Origin of the sequence: Vogesella sp. EB, from assembly GCF_001037925.1 — a bacterium.
GTDB classification, from domain to species: domain Bacteria; phylum Pseudomonadota; class Gammaproteobacteria; order Burkholderiales; family Chromobacteriaceae; genus Vogesella; species Vogesella indigofera.
Window position 1 is genome coordinate 132,779 of the sequence record NZ_LFDT01000002.1, and the last position, 16,436, is coordinate 149,214.

11 protein-coding genes and 1 pseudogene are annotated in these 16,436 nt (G+C 67.3%); 8 read left to right on the forward strand and 4 right to left on the reverse strand.

The genetic code is table 11. The features are described from left to right. Nucleotides 1–191: 191 nt before the first annotated feature. From ACG97_RS02135 to ACG97_RS02155, 5 genes are all read left to right on the forward strand, one after another. Nucleotides 192–677 (forward strand): hypothetical protein, encoded by a 486-nt coding sequence (locus tag ACG97_RS02135; protein WP_047965666.1) that lies wholly within the window; start codon nt 192–194, stop codon nt 675–677. A gap of 38 nt (nt 678–715) precedes the next feature. Continuing rightward, nucleotides 716–1,435, forward strand: coding sequence for a response regulator (locus tag ACG97_RS02140; RefSeq protein ID WP_047965667.1), 720 nt, complete (start codon nt 716–718; stop codon nt 1,433–1,435). Then, complete coding sequence (locus ACG97_RS02145) at nt 1,432–2,544, forward strand: ATP-binding protein (protein WP_047965668.1); 1,113 nt, start codon at nt 1,432–1,434, stop codon at nt 2,542–2,544. Before ACG97_RS02140 ends, ACG97_RS02145 begins: the two co-directional genes overlap by 4 nt. 106 nt (nt 2,545–2,650) lie before the next feature. Continuing rightward, complete coding sequence (locus tag ACG97_RS02150; RefSeq protein WP_047965669.1) at nt 2,651–3,349, forward strand: EF-hand domain-containing protein; 699 nt, start codon at nt 2,651–2,653, stop codon at nt 3,347–3,349. An 83-nt stretch (nt 3,350–3,432) separates the two neighbouring features. Continuing rightward, the gene (locus tag ACG97_RS02155) at nt 3,433–3,864 is read left to right on the forward strand and encodes a DUF411 domain-containing protein (RefSeq protein ID WP_047965670.1); all 432 of its coding nucleotides are present in this window, start codon (nt 3,433–3,435) and stop codon (nt 3,862–3,864) included. A 267-nt stretch (nt 3,865–4,131) separates the two neighbouring features. Here ACG97_RS02155 and ACG97_RS17465 read toward each other — a convergent pair whose 3' ends face one another. Then, a complete protein-coding gene (locus ACG97_RS17465) occupies nt 4,132–4,614 on the reverse strand; it encodes a hypothetical protein (RefSeq protein WP_156167862.1) in 483 nt (160 codons plus the stop codon). A gap of 213 nt (nt 4,615–4,827) precedes the next feature. Here ACG97_RS17465 and ACG97_RS02160 point away from each other — a divergent pair. Continuing rightward, nucleotides 4,828–4,950, forward strand: a pseudogene (locus ACG97_RS02160) (tyrosine-type recombinase/integrase); the annotation flags it as partial. A gap of 109 nt (nt 4,951–5,059) precedes the next feature. Here the strand turns inward: ACG97_RS02160 and ACG97_RS02165 are convergent. Continuing rightward, on the reverse strand, nt 5,060–6,586 hold the full coding sequence (locus ACG97_RS02165; RefSeq protein ID WP_047965672.1) for a fumarate hydratase: 1,527 nt from the start codon (nt 6,584–6,586) through the stop codon (nt 5,060–5,062). 140 nt (nt 6,587–6,726) lie between these two features. On the opposite strand from ACG97_RS02165, the gene ACG97_RS02170 reads away from it, so the two are divergent. Together ACG97_RS02170 and ACG97_RS02175 are read left to right on the forward strand one after the other, a co-directional pair. Beyond that, nucleotides 6,727–7,497, forward strand: coding sequence for a transporter substrate-binding domain-containing protein (locus ACG97_RS02170; protein ID WP_047965673.1), 771 nt, complete (start codon nt 6,727–6,729; stop codon nt 7,495–7,497). Nucleotides 7,498–7,680: 183 nt separating this feature from the next. Next, nucleotides 7,681–10,185: a cation-translocating P-type ATPase gene (locus ACG97_RS02175; protein ID WP_047965674.1), complete on the forward strand. Its 2,505-nt coding sequence runs from the start codon at nt 7,681–7,683 to the stop codon at nt 10,183–10,185. 30 nt (nt 10,186–10,215) lie between these two features. Here ACG97_RS02175 and ACG97_RS02180 read toward each other — a convergent pair whose 3' ends face one another. Both ACG97_RS02180 and ACG97_RS02185 read right to left on the reverse strand, forming a co-directional pair. Continuing rightward, nucleotides 10,216–12,429 carry an FUSC family membrane protein gene (locus ACG97_RS02180; RefSeq protein ID WP_047965675.1) on the reverse strand — a complete coding sequence of 738 codons (2,214 nt, stop codon included), beginning with the start codon at nt 12,427–12,429 and terminating at the stop codon, nt 10,216–10,218. A gap of 201 nt (nt 12,430–12,630) precedes the next feature. After that, nucleotides 12,631–16,029, reverse strand: coding sequence for an EAL domain-containing protein (locus ACG97_RS02185; protein ID WP_053068031.1), 3,399 nt, complete (start codon nt 16,027–16,029; stop codon nt 12,631–12,633). Nucleotides 16,030–16,436: the final 407 nt, after the last annotated feature.

Sequence of the window (16,436 nt, forward strand, 5' to 3'; positions counted from 1 at the left end):
CGTTGGCCGCGAGGCGCAAAGCCGACCGCCTGCGGACCGATTGCGCCATCACCGAACCATCACTACACCAAGGCGGCGCGACTGTGTCAGCCCCGATACAAAGCCGACAACGCACCGACACGGCGGCGGCGGACACTGCAGGCTGTGGGGATGCCCCCGTCCCCTGTCCCCGTCCCTACGCAAAGGAAGCCATGATGCAACGCACTGCCCTGCCGCGCCTGCTCGCCACCCTGCTCTGCCTGACCGTGCTGCACGGCGCGCTGGCGCAGCTGCCGCCGGCCGCTCCGCCGCCCCACCAGAGCGGCGCCCACCACCCGCGACCTAGCCTCGCCGGCCAGCTGGAGCCGCTGCTGCCCTATCTGCAACTGGACGCCAGACAGCAGGCACTGTGGCTGAAGGCCGACATCGCCGAACTCAGCGAGCAGGCCACCCGCCGCCAGACGCGGCAACAGGCGCAGCTGACCCTGCGCCGGCAGCTGGAAGACGGCAGCAGCAGCCTGTCGGCGGCGCTGCGCGCCAGCGTGACGGCCAGCGACAGCGCGGGCGCCCTGCCCGCGGCGTGGCTCGCCTTCCTCGACAGTCTCGACGTGCAACAGGCCAGTCTGGTACGGCAATGCCTGCTGGCGCACATGAACAGCGAACTTGCCGCGCCGGCGGCGCCGCAGGATCAGCCATAATCACGGCTGCTCACCACCGAACCGAAACGGAAGCCCGCATGACCAGCCCCGCCACCCGCCTGTTGATTGTTGACGATGATCCGGAGATCCGCAGCCTGCTCGGCCAGTACCTGCAGGCCTACGCCATGCACTGCACCTGCGTCGGCGACGGCGTGGCGATGCGCGCGGCGCTGGCCGAACAGCGCTTCGACCTGGTGATCCTGGACCTGATGCTGCCCGGCGAGGACGGCCTGGCGCTGTGCCGCCAGATTCGCAGCGAGGGCGAGCTGCCGATCATCATGCTCACCGCGCGCGGCGAGGCCACCGACCGCGTGGTGGGGCTGGAGCTGGGCGCCGACGACTACGTGGTGAAGCCGTTCGACCCGCGCGAGCTGGTGGCGCGCATCCACACCGTGCTGCGCCGCAGCCTGCGCAGTGCCGCCGGCGGCAGTGCTAATCCGCAGCAGGACGTGCACTTCGACGGCTGGATGCTGAGCCACCTGAAACGCGAACTCACCACCCCGCAGCAGCTGCTGGTGCCGCTGTCGAACGCCGAATACCGCCTGCTGTGCACCTTTCTGGAACGGCCGCAGCGCATCCTCAGCCGTGAGCAGCTGCTGGATGCGGCGCGCGGACGCACGGTGGAGGCCTTCGACCGCAGCATCGACCTGCTGGTATCACGCCTGCGCCAGAAGCTGGGCGACGACCCGAAAGCGCCGCGCCTGCTGAAAACGGTGCGCGGCGAGGGTTACCTGTTTGACTGCAAGGTACGCCAATGAAACGCCTGATTCCCGATACCGTCTTCACCCGCCTGTTCGGGCTGGTGGTGGCGGCGCTGCTGACTACCCATCTGGTGATGACCAGCCTGCTGCTGTTTTTCGGACCACACTTTTCGCGTGACGAGCCGCCGCCACGCCCGCCACTGGAGCGTGCTGCCCCCGGCACCAGTCTGCGGCCAACCCTGGCGCCCGGCGACGCCGCGCGACAGCCACCGCCACCGGACAATCGCAACCGCTTTCCGGCACCGTTCTGGCTGGCACAGCTGGTGACGCTGGCAATCATCGGCCTGCTGGCCTGGTACGGCGCACGACGGCTGGCGCGCCCCATTCAGCAGCTGACCCAGGCCGCGGCGCGGCTGGGCGACAATCTGGAGGCACCGCCAATCGAGGAAAGCGGGCCGCAGGAAACGCGGCAGGCGGCGCGGCTGTTCAACCGCATGCAGGACAAGCTGCGCCAGCAGATGGCGGAGCGCAGCCGTTTCCTGGCCGCGGTATCGCACGACCTGCGCACGCCGCTGACCCGCATCCGCCTGCGCAGCGCGCAGCTGGACGACACCGCGCTGCAGGCCAGGCTGGGCAAGGACATCGACGACATGACCGCGATGCTGGACGCGACGCTGGCCTACCTGCGCGACGAATCGCAGCAGGAAAGCTGGCAGATGCTGGACATCACCGCGCTGTTGCAGGTGCTGGCCGAAGACGCGCAGGAACAGGGCCACCACGTCAGCGTCGACGGCCACGCCGACAGCCTGCTGACGTTGCCGGGCAGCCTGCGCCGCTGCCTCGACAACCTGCTGGAAAACGCGCTGCGCTACGGCGAGCGCGCCGACATCCACCTGCAGCAAACCGGCGATACGGTGGGCATCGAGATCCGCGACCACGGCCCCGGCATTCCGGAAAACCGCATGAGCTCGGTATTCGAGCCCTTCGTGCGGCTGGAAGAATCGCGCAACCGCCACACCGGCGGCGTCGGCCTCGGCCTCGCCATCGCCCGCGACGCGGCGCGGCGCATGGGCGGCACGCTGACGCTGCACAATGCGCCGCAGGGCGGCCTGATCGCGCGCCTGACCCTGCCGCGCGACGCGCACGGCGCTTTGTATCAGCTTTGATACAAAGCGGATAAATGCCGTTGACACACTGCCTATAAATTGTCATCACCCGCAGCAGCGCCGCATGGCCGGCGGGGATTCCGCAGGCGAGACGAGGAGCATGACAATGAGCAGCGCAATCAGCAGTGTCGGCAGCAGCTACCTGCCCGGCATGAGTGGCATGGGTGGCGGTCCGCGCGCGATGAAACGCCCGGACGGCGAGCAGATGGCCAGCGAGATCTTCAGCAAGCTGGATACCGACAACCAGGGTTATCTCGAAGCCAGCGATTTTGGCTCGGACAACGAGGACGTGTTCGCGGCGCTGGATACCGACAGCGACGGCAAGGTCAGCAAGAGCGAGCTGAGCACACGCCTGAAACAGCTGGCGGAAGAGCTGGACAGCCAGTTCAACGCCATGCGCAGCCAGGGCATGGGCGGCATGATGATGGCCGGCGGCATGCAGGGTATGCCGCCACCGCCCGCCGGCGGCGAGGACGACGCCGGGCTGGAACAGGAACAGTTGTCGGCGATGGCCGCCGACGCCAGCGAGGCCGGCGACAACGTCGCTGCGGCCCGCTTTGCCGCGCTGGCGGAAAACTTCGACAGCGCCGACAGCAACCAGGACGGCAAGGTCAGCTTCGCGGAAAGCATCGCCTACGAAGAGGCGCAACGCAGCAGCAGCGGTACCAGCAGCGAGGACAGCGGCGTGGCCAGTGCCGACAGCGAGCAGGATGGTCGCATCATGATGCGGCTGATGGCGATGCTGCGCGCCTACAGCAGCGACGACGACAGCAATAACGGCAGCAGCGTGCAGCTGACCGCCTGATCGCCTGAGCACGACGGGAACCAGTGACGTCGGCCAGGGTCTGTCACTGGCCACCTGCCCCCCTATTCCCGACGAGGCTCCCCATGCTGATCCGATCCCTGTTCCGCGCCGGCACCCTGCTGGCGCTTTCCCTGCCGGTGCTGGCCGCACCGGTCGCCACCCTGTTCAAGGACCCCAACTGCGGCTGTTGCAGCAAGTGGGCCGAGCACATGGCCAGCCAGCAATTGCCGCTGCACAGCGAAAACCGCAGCGACATGGCCGCGATCAAGGACAAGCTGCAGGTGCCGGACAAGCTGCGCTCCTGCCACACCGCCAGCATCGGCGGCTACGTGTTCGAGGGCCACGTGCCGGCCGACCTGGTGCAGAAAGTACTGCGCGAGAAACCGGCCATTCGCGGCCTGGCGGTGGCCGGCATGCCACAGGGCAGCCCCGGCATGGAAACCGGCGTCAAGCAGCCCTACCAGGTGATGGCGTTTGACGCCAAGGGCAAGCAGTGGGTGTACGCCACGCGCTAAGCCGCCGGCAAACCCATGAAAAACCGCCTGCCCCCATAACGGGGACAGGCGGTTTTCTTGTCTGCGGCCAACGTTGGCCGCAGCCTGCGGCTTATGTGCGATGCTGGCATAGACACTTGCACTCCAGTATTTGCTCTCTTGCCAAGTGGGGCCAACCCACCCCAAGGCGATAAGCTATTTGGCAATGAGGCGATTCATGATGCCGTGAATTGGGCGGCGGCACGCCGTCCCAGAGAGCGAAGCGAACGATTTGAACCGCTTGTTAAGTTATTCAGGTATACCTGAAATCTTGTGTACCACCCTCATTGCGCAAGGTGGCCTAGCGCCTTCCTCAGGAATTAACTCGCACTCTTGTAGTAGGAGATGTGCTTTTGCGAAGTCAAGATAGGCCGCCTGATCTTGATGCTGTTGTTTGACGAAGCAACCTTCGAAGCGGTATGCCGCATAAACTTCTGGTCGTAATGTCGGGTAGTCATATACCTCATCAACTATTTCGCGCATCAACGAGGTAAGCCATTCGTTATCGGGCGTTGCTTTGGGGATTTTTAATTGAAGCGCAGATTTTGATATGCCCATTTTTTTGGCATTTATGGCTTCTTTCGAGACACTAGTTGATGTTTGCAAACCGATTGGAAGCGGACAGATTTTCTCAGCGGTACCCGCAAAGAGCGATACGGAAGCCAATGCAAATGAAAGCGTGAGGAATATTTTTTGCATGCCTTTGATGTGGGGGGTAAGGATTTTGTGCATTAGAGGAAGGCCTAACTTTGTATTAGACGTCTCAAAAGACGTATTTATTTACGTCACCATCCAAAATACATGGTAACAATCATGCTGGACAGCTTGCCATAGAATGATCAATGACAAAAGAATAAGAAATAAATTTTCGGGAAATACGTCATGTCCATACCTCCTCCCAAGCTGCTCAATCAGGTGCGCAACCGCATCCGCCTCAAGCACCAAGATATCCGCACGGTGCAGGAGCTGTTAGGGCACAAGGATGTGCAAACCGCGATGATCTACACCCATGTTCTGAATCGGGGTGGACGCGGAGTAGTCAGTCCACTGGAGCGCACCATGAGCTGATTGCTGCACACCAAAAAAGACACCCCCGCCTGCATCGCAAGCGGGGGTGCCGGTTTGCCTTCCTGCCGACCGCGGCCGAAACAGCTTGGCTAACAGGAGCGCGTCGCCATCAGGCAGCGCTGACCGGAATCTTGCCGATCTTGACGCGCCATTCGGCCGGACCGGTGTTGTGCACCGAAGTGCCACAGGAGTCCACGGCCACGGTCACCGGCATGTCCTGCACGTCGAACTCGTAGATCGCTTCCATGCCCAGATCCTCGAAGCCGACCACCTTGGACGCCTTGATCGCCTTGGACACCAGGTAGGCCGAACCGCCGACCGCCATCAGGTACACCGCCTTGTTGTCGCGGATCGCGTCGATCGCCGCCGGGCCGCGCTCAGCCTTGCCGATCATGCCCAAGAGGCCGGTCTGCTCCAGCATCTGGCGGGTGAACTTGTCCATGCGGGTGGCGGTGGTCGGGCCGGCCGGGCCGACCACTTCGTCACGCACCGGGTCCACCGGGCCGACGTAGTAGATGAAGCGGTTGGTGAAGTCCACCGGCAGCTTCTCGCCCTTGTTCAGCATGTCGATCATGCGCTTGTGCGCGGCGTCACGGCCGGTCAGGATCTTGCCGTTGAGCAGCAGCACGTCGCCCGGCTGCCAGCTGGCCACTTCTTCCGGGGTGATGTTGTTCAGATCGACACGCTTGCCGTTGCTGGTGTCGTAGGTGATTTCCGGCCAGTCTTCCAGCTTCGGCGTTTCCAGGTGTGCCGGGCCGCTGCCATCGAGATGGAAGTGGATGTGGCGGGTGGCGGCGCAGTTCGGGATCATCGCCACCGGCAGCGATGCCGCGTGGGTCGGGTAGTCGAGGATCTTCACGTCCAGCACCGTGGTCAGGCCACCCAGGCCCTGCGCGCCGATACCCAGCGCGTTGACCTTCTCGAAGATTTCCAGACGCAGCGCTTCGACCTTGGTCAGTTCCGCGCCGCTGGCGGCTTTCGCCTTCAGCTCGTGGATGTCGACGTGGTCCATCAGCGACTCTTTCGCCAGCAGCATCGCCTTTTCCGGCGTACCACCGATGCCGATACCGAGGATGCCCGGCGGACACCAGCCGGCGCCCATGGTCGGCACGGTCTTGATCACCCAGTCCACGATGCTGTCGGACGGGTTCAGCGCGTAGAACTTGGACTTGTTCTCCGAGCCGCCACCCTTGGCGGCGCAGATCACTTCCACGCCGTCGCCTTCGACGATCTCGAAGTGCACCACCGCCGGGGTGTTGTCCTTGGAGTTCTTGCGCAGGCCGGCCGGATCCAGCAGCACCGAGGCGCGCAGCTTGTTGTCCGGGTTGTTGTAGGCGCGACGCACGCCTTCGTTGACCATTTCCTGTACCGACAGGGTGCTGTCCCACTGCACCTTCATGCCAACCTTCAGGAACACCACGGCGATACCGGTATCCTGGCAGATCGGGCGGCGGCCTTCGGCACACATGCGGCTGTTGATCAGGATCTGCGCCATCGCGTCCTTGGCGGCAGGGCTTTCCTCGTGCTGATACGCCTTGTACAGCGCGTCAATGTAATCCTTGGGGTGATAGCAACTGATGTACTGAAAAGCATCGGCGATGCTCTGGATAAAGTCTTCCTGACGGATGATAGCCATTGATGTGTTCTCCAGCGTAGCGGCTGTGGGGATAACCGCCCCATTTTAGGGACTTACGCTGCGCTGCGCCATGCTGGAATGCTTGAAGATTGCCCGGCTTGCGTTCATGCTGCCGTTTGTCAAAAAATCATCAGGGCATCATGATGCCGCGCCCGCTGTTATCGCTGTTGCTGTGCCTGCTGTTGCTGTCCACCCCGGCCACGGCGGCCGTCATCCACGCCGTCACCACCGAATTTCCACCGTTCCAGAGCGAGCAGCCGGCACCGTGGGGGCTGGCGCTGGAAGCGGCGCAAGCGCTGGCAGCGCGCAACGGCGATACGCTGGCGGTGCAGTTCCTGCCGTGGCCGCGCGCCTACCAGATGGCGGAAACCACGCCCGGGCTGCTGATTTTCTGCCTTGGCCGCACGCCGCAACGCGAAGCGCGCTACGGCTGGATCGGCCGCATCGCCAGCGGTGACGCCAGACTGTGGCGCCTGGCCGACCGCCCCGAAGTCAACCCCGCCACGCTGCAAGAAGCCCAGCGCTGGCAGCTGGGCGTGACCGCGCGGGACATGAAGGCGGACTACCTGCTGCAACAGGGCTTTGCCTACGAGCGCAACCTGCAGCAAAGCAGCGACGACCTGTCCAATATCCGCAAGCTGTACGCCGGCCGCATCGACCTGCTGCCGTTCTCCAATCATCTGGTGCTGGCCTGGCGGACACGCGAACTGGGCCTGGACCCGCGCCTGCTGCAGCCGGTGCTACCGCTGCCGGCACTGTCCAACCCGCTATACCTCGCGTTCAGCCCCGGCACCGCGCCGCAACTAAGCCGCCGTTATGCCCGCCTGTTCCGCCAGCTGCAGCGCGAAGGCGTGTTTGAGCGCCTGCGCCAGCGGCTGCAACTGCCGCGCGAGACGCTGCCCGGCGACTGAGCCGTTTCCTGCACGCTTTGTACTCCTTGCATTCCCTGCATTCCCTGCATTCCCCACGCCAGCGGTAAGCCATCCGCCGGCGCCATCCGCCAAAAGCGAACGCCTCTCCCTACCGCCAGTCGCGGTGCCGACTGCTATAACCGCTATACGCACCCCTGCCCTGTTTCCCCTGCCGGAGCCGTCATGAGCGAAGCCCCTCCCCGCGGACTCAGCCACAGCGTGGCCCGCGCCCGGCTGGCCGCCGAAGGCGCCAACGAGCTGGGCACCGAGCAGCGCCGCAGCCTGGCCGCCATCGCCGGCGAGGTGGTGCGCGAACCGATGTTCCTGCTGCTGCTTGGCGCCGGTGCCATCTATCTGGCGATGGGTGACGCGCACGAGGCGCTGATCCTGCTCGGTTTCGTCGCCATCATCATGACGGTCACCATCGTGCAGGAGCGGCGCACCGAGAACGCGCTGGAGGCGCTGCGCGACCTGTCCAGCCCTCGCGCACTGGTGATCCGCGACGGCGAGGCGCAGCGCATCGCCGGACGCGAGGTGGTGCGCGACGACATCCTGATCCTCAGCGAGGGCGACCGCATTCCGGCCGACGGTGTGGTGCTGCAGGCGCACGAGCTGGCCACCGACGAATCCATGCTCAGCGGCGAATCGGAGCCGGTGGCCAAATTCGGCCAGCGCGAGCCGGCCTACGCCGGCACGCTGGTGGTGCGCGGCCAGGGGCTGCTGCAGGTGTGCGCCACCGGCCAGCACACCGAGCTGGGCCGCATCGGCAAATCGCTGACCACCATCGCCGTCGAAGCCTCGCCACTGCGCGACGAGATCGCGCGGCTGACGCGGCAGCTGGCGCTCTTGGGCGTCGGCCTGTGCCTGCTGCTGGCGCTGCTGTACTGGCTGCTGCGCGACAGCTGGCTGGACGCGCTCTTGGCCGGCATCACGCTGGCGATGGGCATCCTGCCGCAGGAATTCCCGGTGATCATGATCGTGTTCCTGGCGCTGGGCGCGCGCCGCATCGCCAGCCACCAGGTGCTGACCCGGCGCCTGAACGCCATCGAGACGCTGGGGGAAACCACGGTGCTGTGTGTCGACAAGACCGGCACCCTGACGCAGAACCGCATGGCGCTGGCGGCGCTGGCGGTGGACGGCCAGCTGCTGGACACCGGCCAGCTACCCGGCGGCGAGCTGCCTGAGGCCTATCACGAGCTGCTGGAATACGCGGTGCTGGCCAGCGAGATCGAACCGCACGACCCGATGGAACAGGCCTTCCACCACTATGCGCGCACCTATCTGGCCGATACCGAACACCTGCACCCGGCGTGGTCGCTGGCGCGCGAGTACGAGCTGTCGCCGGCGCTGCTGGCGATGTCGCACCTGTGGCGGCAGGACGGCGACGACGACGACGACGTGGTCGCCACCAAGGGCGCACCGGAGGCGATTGCCGAGCTGTGCCACCTGCCGGACGCGGCGCGCGCGCGCCTGATCGCGGACGCGGCGACGCTGGCCGATCGCGGCCTGCGCGTGCTGGGCATCGCCAAGGCACGCCACAGTCCGCACCAGGAGTGGCCGTCGCTGCAGCATGACTTCGACTTCGAGCTGCTCGGCCTGGTCGGCTTTGCCGATCCGCTGCGCCCGGAGGTGCCCGCCGCCATCCGCGAGTGCCAGCAGGCCGGCATCCGCGTGCTGATGATCACCGGCGATCACCCGCACACCGCGCGCGCCATCGCCCGCCAGGCCGGCATCGCCAGCCGCGGCACGCTGACCGGCAGCGAGCTTGCGGCGCTGGGCGACGATGCGGCCAACCTTGGCCGGCAACTGGCCGGCATCAACGTGTTCGCACGGGTCACGCCGCAGCAAAAGCTGGCCATCGTCAACGCGCTGAAGGCCGCCGGCGAGGTGGTGGCGATGACCGGCGACGGCGTCAACGACGCGCCGGCGCTGAAGGCGGCGCACATCGGCATCGCGATGGGCAAGCGCGGCACCGACGTGGCGCGCGAGGCCGCCGCGCTGGTGCTGCTGGACGACGACTTCACCGCCATCGTGACCGCGATCCGCCTCGGGCGGCGCATCTTCGCCAACCTGCGCCAGGCGATGAGCTACACGCTGGCGGTGCACGTGCCGATCATCGGGCTGTCGATGCTGCCGCTGCTGTTCGGCATGCCGCTGATCCTGGCGCCGATCCACATCGCCTTTCTGGAACTGGTGATCGACCCGGCCTGCTCCATCGTGTTCGAGGCCGAGCCGGAACGGCCGCAGCAGATGCAGCAGCCGCCGCGCCGCGCCGGCGAAACGCTGCTGTCGCGGCCGCAACTGCTTCTGGCGCTGGCGCAGGGTGCGCTGGTGCTGCTCAGCTGCGGCGTCGCCTACGCCGCCAGCCTGGCGGCGGCGCTCGACGACGCCACCGCGCGGGCGCTGACCTTCATCGTGCTGGTCAGCGCCAATGCGCTGCTGATCCTGCCCAACCGCTCGGCACAAAGCGGCTGGCAGGCACTGTTCGGGGGCCTGTCGGCGGTGGCGGCGTGGGTGCTGGGCGGCACCCTGCTCAGCCTGCTGCTGATCACCAGCATCCCGGCGTTGGCCGGCGCCTTCGGCTTCGTGCCGCCGGCGCCGGGGCTGTGGCTGGCGGCATTTGCCCTCGGCTGCGCCACCCTGCTGCTGCTGGAAGGCAGCAAACGCGTCGCCGCCTGGCGGGGCTGAAAGCGACCGCCAGTTCAGCCTTGTTCAGCCTTATTCGGCCGCAGCCTGGCTTGCCGGTGTCGGGGTTGCCGGCGCCAGCACCTGATCGGCATCCTGCCGCAGCTGGCCGGCGAGGCGGGTCGCCAGCTCCAGCCGGCGCAGCAGCCACGGGCTGAGATCGCTCTCGAACGGATCGGGCAGCAGCACCGGCCCCGGTGCCGCTTCCGCCGCCGCGACCGCCGCGCCGCCGGCGTGCTGCAGCGTGCTGTCGATGGACAGCGCCGCCTGCTGCAGCGGCTGGCGGATCTGCTCCGGCTGCAGACGGTCGCGACGCAACAGCAGCATGCTCTTCACCGCCGTCAGCTGTGCCAGCAGCTGGTAACTGTGCGCCAGCAGCAAGCCCAGCGGCGCCAGCGGCGGCCGCACCGCGCGCGGCTCCGCCAGCGAGCGCTGCGTCGCCTGCACCAGCGCCGACAGGCTGTCGTAGGCCTCGCGCCGCGCCAGACGCCAGGCCAGCTCCGGCTCGTTGTCGATCGCCTGCAACTGGCCCAGCCCCAGCGCCACGCAGGCATGGCGTGCCTGCGCGCTGAGGGTACGCGCCACCAGCGCCGGGATCTGGTGCCGCTCCCACGACGGCAGCACATAGCTGCACGCCCAGGCGATGGCGACACCGAGCAGGGTGTCGGCAATGCGCTCCGGCACGCCGAACACCGGGCTGGCGCCGGCATGCAGCATGTGGGCCTGCAACAGGCCGAGCACGGTGGCGGCCACCGCCGTCACCAGATAGCGGCGCACGGCAAAGGCGTGGGCGAAAGCCTGTGCGAGCGTGACCGCCAGCAGCAACAGCCACGACGACGGCTGCAGCGCCAGCAGTGCGCCGGCGATCACGCAACCGAGCAGGGTGCCGGCGACACGGCTGTTACGCCGTTCCAGCGTCTGCGCCAGGCTGCCGCGCAGCACCACCACGATGGTCAGCAGGATCCAGTAATCGTGCGCCACCCACGGCAGCACCTGCGCCAGCGCGTAGGCGGCGCCGACCGCCAGCGCGGCGCGAATGGCGTGGCGCAGCGGCGGCGCATCCCAGCGCCACAGCCCGACGAACGGCCGCCACGACCACGCGGTGGGGCTGACGAACAGTTGCCAGCTGGCGCGTACCCCGGTCAGATCCGGCGCCTGCTCGCCGCGCGCCAGCGCCACCAGCCGCACCACCTCGTCGTTGATGTTGCCGACACGGTTGGCCAGCCCGCGCGCCAGCATCGCCGCCGACGGCGCCTGCGACTCGGCGGCCGCTTCCGCTTCCGCCCAGTGCAGCGTGGCCAGCAGCGGCCGCAGGCTGGCAACCGGCGACGGCGTGCGCCCGTACAGCAGCTTGTCGGCCAGCTGCGCGATGTCTGCGGCCAACGTTTGCAGCACCTCGTGCAGCACGCCCAGCACCGGCGCGTGGCCGGGGCGGGATTTCAGTGCGTCCAGATCCAGCTCGCAGGCCAGCAGGTGGTCGCGCATTTCCAGCACCTGCAGCAGCATCGCCGCCAGCTGCTGCCGCCGTGGCGTGCGCGGCGACTCCAGCAGGATGTTGCGCGCGCTCTGCAGCTGGTCGGTCAGCGCCGCCTGCTCGCGCAGCAGGCGGCCGATCAACGGCGCCCGGCGCCGCTCGTCGCTGTCCGGCGGCAGGAATTGCTGCGCCTGCAGCCGCATCAGCTCCGCCAGCGCCAGCAGGGTGTCGGCCAGCAGCACCACCCGGTAGCGGCCATTCAGCAAGGCATTGGCCAGCGTCGCCCACAGCAGGTACAGGCCGGCGCCGAGCGCGAAGTGCAGGCTGCTGGCCAGCACCGGCGCGGTGCCGTCGTGCGCCGGCATCGCCATCGCGAACAGCATCGCGAACATGATCGACACCGACAGCGGAATGCCGCGCTTGCCCCACGCGGCGGCGAGAAAGGCGATGAAGGTGGCCGGCAGCAGCAGCAAGCCCAGCTGCAGCGCATCGCCGTGCAGCAAGCGCGTGCCGAGGAACAGCGGCAGGCCGAGCAGCGCCGCCGGCAGCAGTTGCCGCAGCTTGCCGCGCCGCGGCGCCGGCTGGTCCGGCGGAATGCACACCACCACGCCGACCGAGGCCGCCGCCGCGGCCAGGGCGCCCAGCCACAGGTGCACCGCGGCGGAGATCAGCAGCAGCCCCAGTGCCGCCGACAGGCCGTTGGCGACGTGGTGGCTGAGCGCCACGCGCAGGGCGAGGCGGGGATGCGGCGGGGCAAAGGCAAATCTCGGCATGGCGTAATCAACCCGGAAAATTGGGATGGACAATGCGCCGGCGACCTACGCCGGCGCTCAAAAGCGGTTCAATGTCTGCGGCGACGGATGACAATGGGGCGATACAGCGCCTTCGGCATGCTTGTTTATACCCGGCTAACAGCTGCTTCCTAAGTCGTTTTTCCTGGTCTGGCGTGACTGCACGCGACTGTGAACAGGCGCTCAGGAGGCCTCGGTGAGTGCGCGCCAGGCGGCATCGCTCTGCCACTGCCGGCACCAGTGCGGGAAGGCGTCGGCGGCCAGCGGCCGCGCAATGCCGTAGCCCTGCACCAGCCGGCAGCCGAGCCGGCGCAGCACCGCGCCGTGCTGCAGCGTTTCCACCCCTTCGGCGATCACCTGCCGCTCGAACACCGTCGCCAGCTGGATCACGCCCTCGACGATGCCCAGATCGTCGGCATCGGTGAGCATGTCGCGCACGAAGCTCTGGTCGATCTTGAGGGTGTCGACCGGCAGCTTGCGCAGATAGGTCAGCGACGAATAGCCGGTGCCGAAGTCATCCAGCGCAAAGTGCACGCCCAGCTGGCGGCAGCGCTGCAGGATGGCGACCGCCTGCTCCATGTCGGCGATGGCCGCCGTCTCCAGCACCTCCAGCTCCAGGTGCGCCGGCGGCACATTGCCGTGGCGGTGCAGCGCGCGTGCCAGATCGGCATAGAAGGTCGGCGCCAGCAGGTAGCCGGCGCTGACATTGACGCTGACGCGCATCACCAGCCCGGCGTCGTGCCACGCCGACGCCTGCGCCAGCGCGGTGTTGATCACCCACTCGTCGACCGCGTTCTCCAGCTCGCTGCCGTGCAGCAGCGGCAGGAATGCGTCCGGCGCCAGCAGGCCGCGCTCGGGGTGGCGCCAGCGGATCAGCGCCTCGGCGCCGATGATGTCGCCATTCTCCAGATCCACCTTCGGCTGGTAGTAGAGCACGAACTCGCCGTTGTCCAGCGCGTGGCGCAGCAGCTCCAGCTCCTTGCGGTGCGCCTGCGCCTTGCGGTCGCTTTCCGGGTCGAACATCTGGTAGCGGTTCTTGCCGGCATCCTTGGCCAGGTACATCGCCTGGTCGGCATGGCGCAGCAGGGTATCGGCGTCGGCATTGTCCTGCGGATACAGGCTGACGCCGATGCTGGCCGAGGCGCGCACCACCGCATCGCCAAGGCAGACTTCCTGCTGGATCGCCGCCAGCAGTCGCTCCAGCACCAGCGCGCACTCCTCCGTACCGGCCACGTCCACCAGCAGCACCACGAATTCGTCGCCGCCCAGCCGCGCCAGGGTGTCGTCGGCGCGCAGCACCGCCTTCAGGTTGTCGGTGACGCCGATCAGCAGCTGGTCGCCGGCGGCATGGCCGTACTGGTCGTTGATCGCCTTGAAGCCGTCAAGGTCGAGGAAGCACACGGCGCAGGATTTGCCGCTGCGCGCGGTGTGCCGGATCGCCTGCCCCAGCCTGTCCGACAGCAGGCGCCGGTTCGGCAGGCCGGTCAGCGGGTCGAAGTGGGCGATGCGCTCCAGCTCGGCCTCGTGCGCCTTCAGCTGGCTGATGTCGGAGAAGATGCCAACGTAGTGGCGCACCTGGCCCAGCTCGTCGCGCACCACCGAGATCGACAGCAGCTCGGGATAGCAGTCACCGTTCCGGCGCCGGTTCCAGATTTCGCCGCGCCAGAAATCATGCTGCCGCACCGAATCCCACATCTCGCGGTAAAAGGCGGCGTCGTGCTGGCCGGACGACAGCAGCTTCGGCGACTGGCCGACCGCCTCGTCCGCGCGGTAGCCGGTAATGCGCGAGAAGGCGGCGTTGACCTTGGTGATCCGCCCGGCCGGGTTGACCACCATGATGCCCTCGTAGCTGCTGTCGAACACCACCGCCGCCTCTTTCAGCGCCAGCTCGAACAGCTTGCGCTCGGTGATGTCGGTATGGGTGCCGGACATCATCAGCGGCAGGCCGTGCGCGTCCCACGACACGATGCGGCCGCGCGACAGCATCCAGCGCCAGGCGCCGGATTTGCACAGGCAGCGGATTTCCACCTCGTGGCTGGGCGCCGCGCCGGACAGATGGCGCTGGATGGAGTCGATCGCCCGCGGCAGGTCTTCCGGATGCACGTAATCCGGCCAGCGCTCGACGGTGATCACCATTTCCCCCGGCGTGTAGCCGAGCATGGTTTCCCAGCGCGCGCTGACCTCGAACGCATTGGTTTGCAGGTTCCAGTCCCAGTAGCCCTGGTCGGAGCCGTCGATCACCCGCGCCAGCTGCTGCTCGCGCTCCTGCAGCGCCAGCTCGGCGCGCATTTTCTCGGTGAGGTCGCGGCCGAAGATCATGTAGCGGCCATCCTGCATGCGGCCGGTGGTCAGCTCGACGGTGAGCTGATGGCCGTCGGCATGGCGCAGCTGCCATTCGCGGCGCAGGAAGGCGGCGGCCTGCAGCTGCTGCAGGTGCGCCGGCAGCTCGGCCTGGCTCTCGGCTGCCAGGATCTCGACAAAGTGCAGCTGCTCCAGCAGTGGCAGCGGGTGGCCGCTCAGGCGGCAGGCGGCCGGGTTGGCAAACAGGAAGCGGCCGTCGGCCGCGGTCACCCAGATCGCATCGCTGGCCTCGTTCAGCACATAGCGCAGCTCGTCGTCGATGCGCTTGCGCTCGGTAATGTCGCGCGAGATGCCGAACAGGCCGTTGATGCGGCCGTTGCCATCGAACATCGGCCCCTTGGTGACCAGGAACACCATCGCCTTGCCGTCCGGCAGCGTCAGCCGCTCTTCGGCGGTCTGCACCGCGCCGGCGGCCATCACCTCGCGGTCCTTGCTCATCAGCGCCTGCGCCGAGGCGGCATCGAACACCTCACGGTCGTCGCGGCCGAGGATGTCGCGCACCGGCTTGCCGACAAAGGCGGCGGCGGCGGCATTGACCAGCAGGTAGCGGCCCTGCTCGTCCTTGACGAACACCGCGTCGGTGGTGCCGGACACCACCGCATCCAGCAGGCGGCGGTTGACCTCCTGCTTGGCCAGCGACTGGCGCAGCAAGGCGCTGAGCAGGCTGACGCCGATGCCGTTGAGCACCAGCGACGCCCATTGCAGCTGCACGTAGGGCGATGAGGCCGCGCTGTGGAAGTGCGGCTCGGCCGCCAGATCGGTGGCCAGCGCGGCGAGCGCGGTGGCAAACAGCCCCGGCCCGAGGCCGCCGAGCAGCGCGCACAGCACGATCGGCAGCATGAACAGGATCAGCATCGGCCGCACGGCGAAATCGACCGGGATGTTGAGGCGCAGCAGCATGACCGCGGCGGTGATCACCACCGCGAACACATACAGCAGCCAGTGCGGCCGCCGCTCACGGTCGATGCTGAGCGTCAGGCTGCCGAGCAGCGATTCGCGCTGCGTCGCATCAAGCGGCGGCACCGCGCGCAGCAGGAAAAAGAACAATGCCGCGGTGGCGATGACGAAGAACACGCCCTTGGCGGTCGACAACCGGGTCAGCGCGTCGGCATCGGCAAACAGCAGCAACAGGTGGTCGGACAACAGGATCCACAACAGCCCGCACACGACGTAGCTGGCGATCGACAGCAGGATAAAACGATTACGGGGATGACCTGTCATGCCACATTGATCCTTGATTGACGCCGCTTCGGCACACCGGCGAGGGGGACAGGTGCAACGGTCGCGGCGGCGGCGCGCCAGTACCCGCGCACCGGCCAGCCGCCTACCTTGCGGCATGTTACCCGAAGCGGTGGCCGGCGATGCAGCCGGCCGCGCCCGGGCGTGGCTTTTATACAGCATAGATAATGGCGCCGCCTTCGCCCATCGCCGGCACGGGCGCGCTGGCCAGCGGCGGACGGCAGCGTTTCGGGGCGGCGCCAAACGCGCTAAGCTGGCAGGCCGTTGCCAAAAACCGCCTGCGCCATCCGTGCAGTACCGCCGACCGGCAGCGCTATGCGGCCAACGTTGGCCGCAAGCCGCATTGCCGAAAGCCCGGGCGAGCGCCCGCACCTGTCACCCTCGACCAT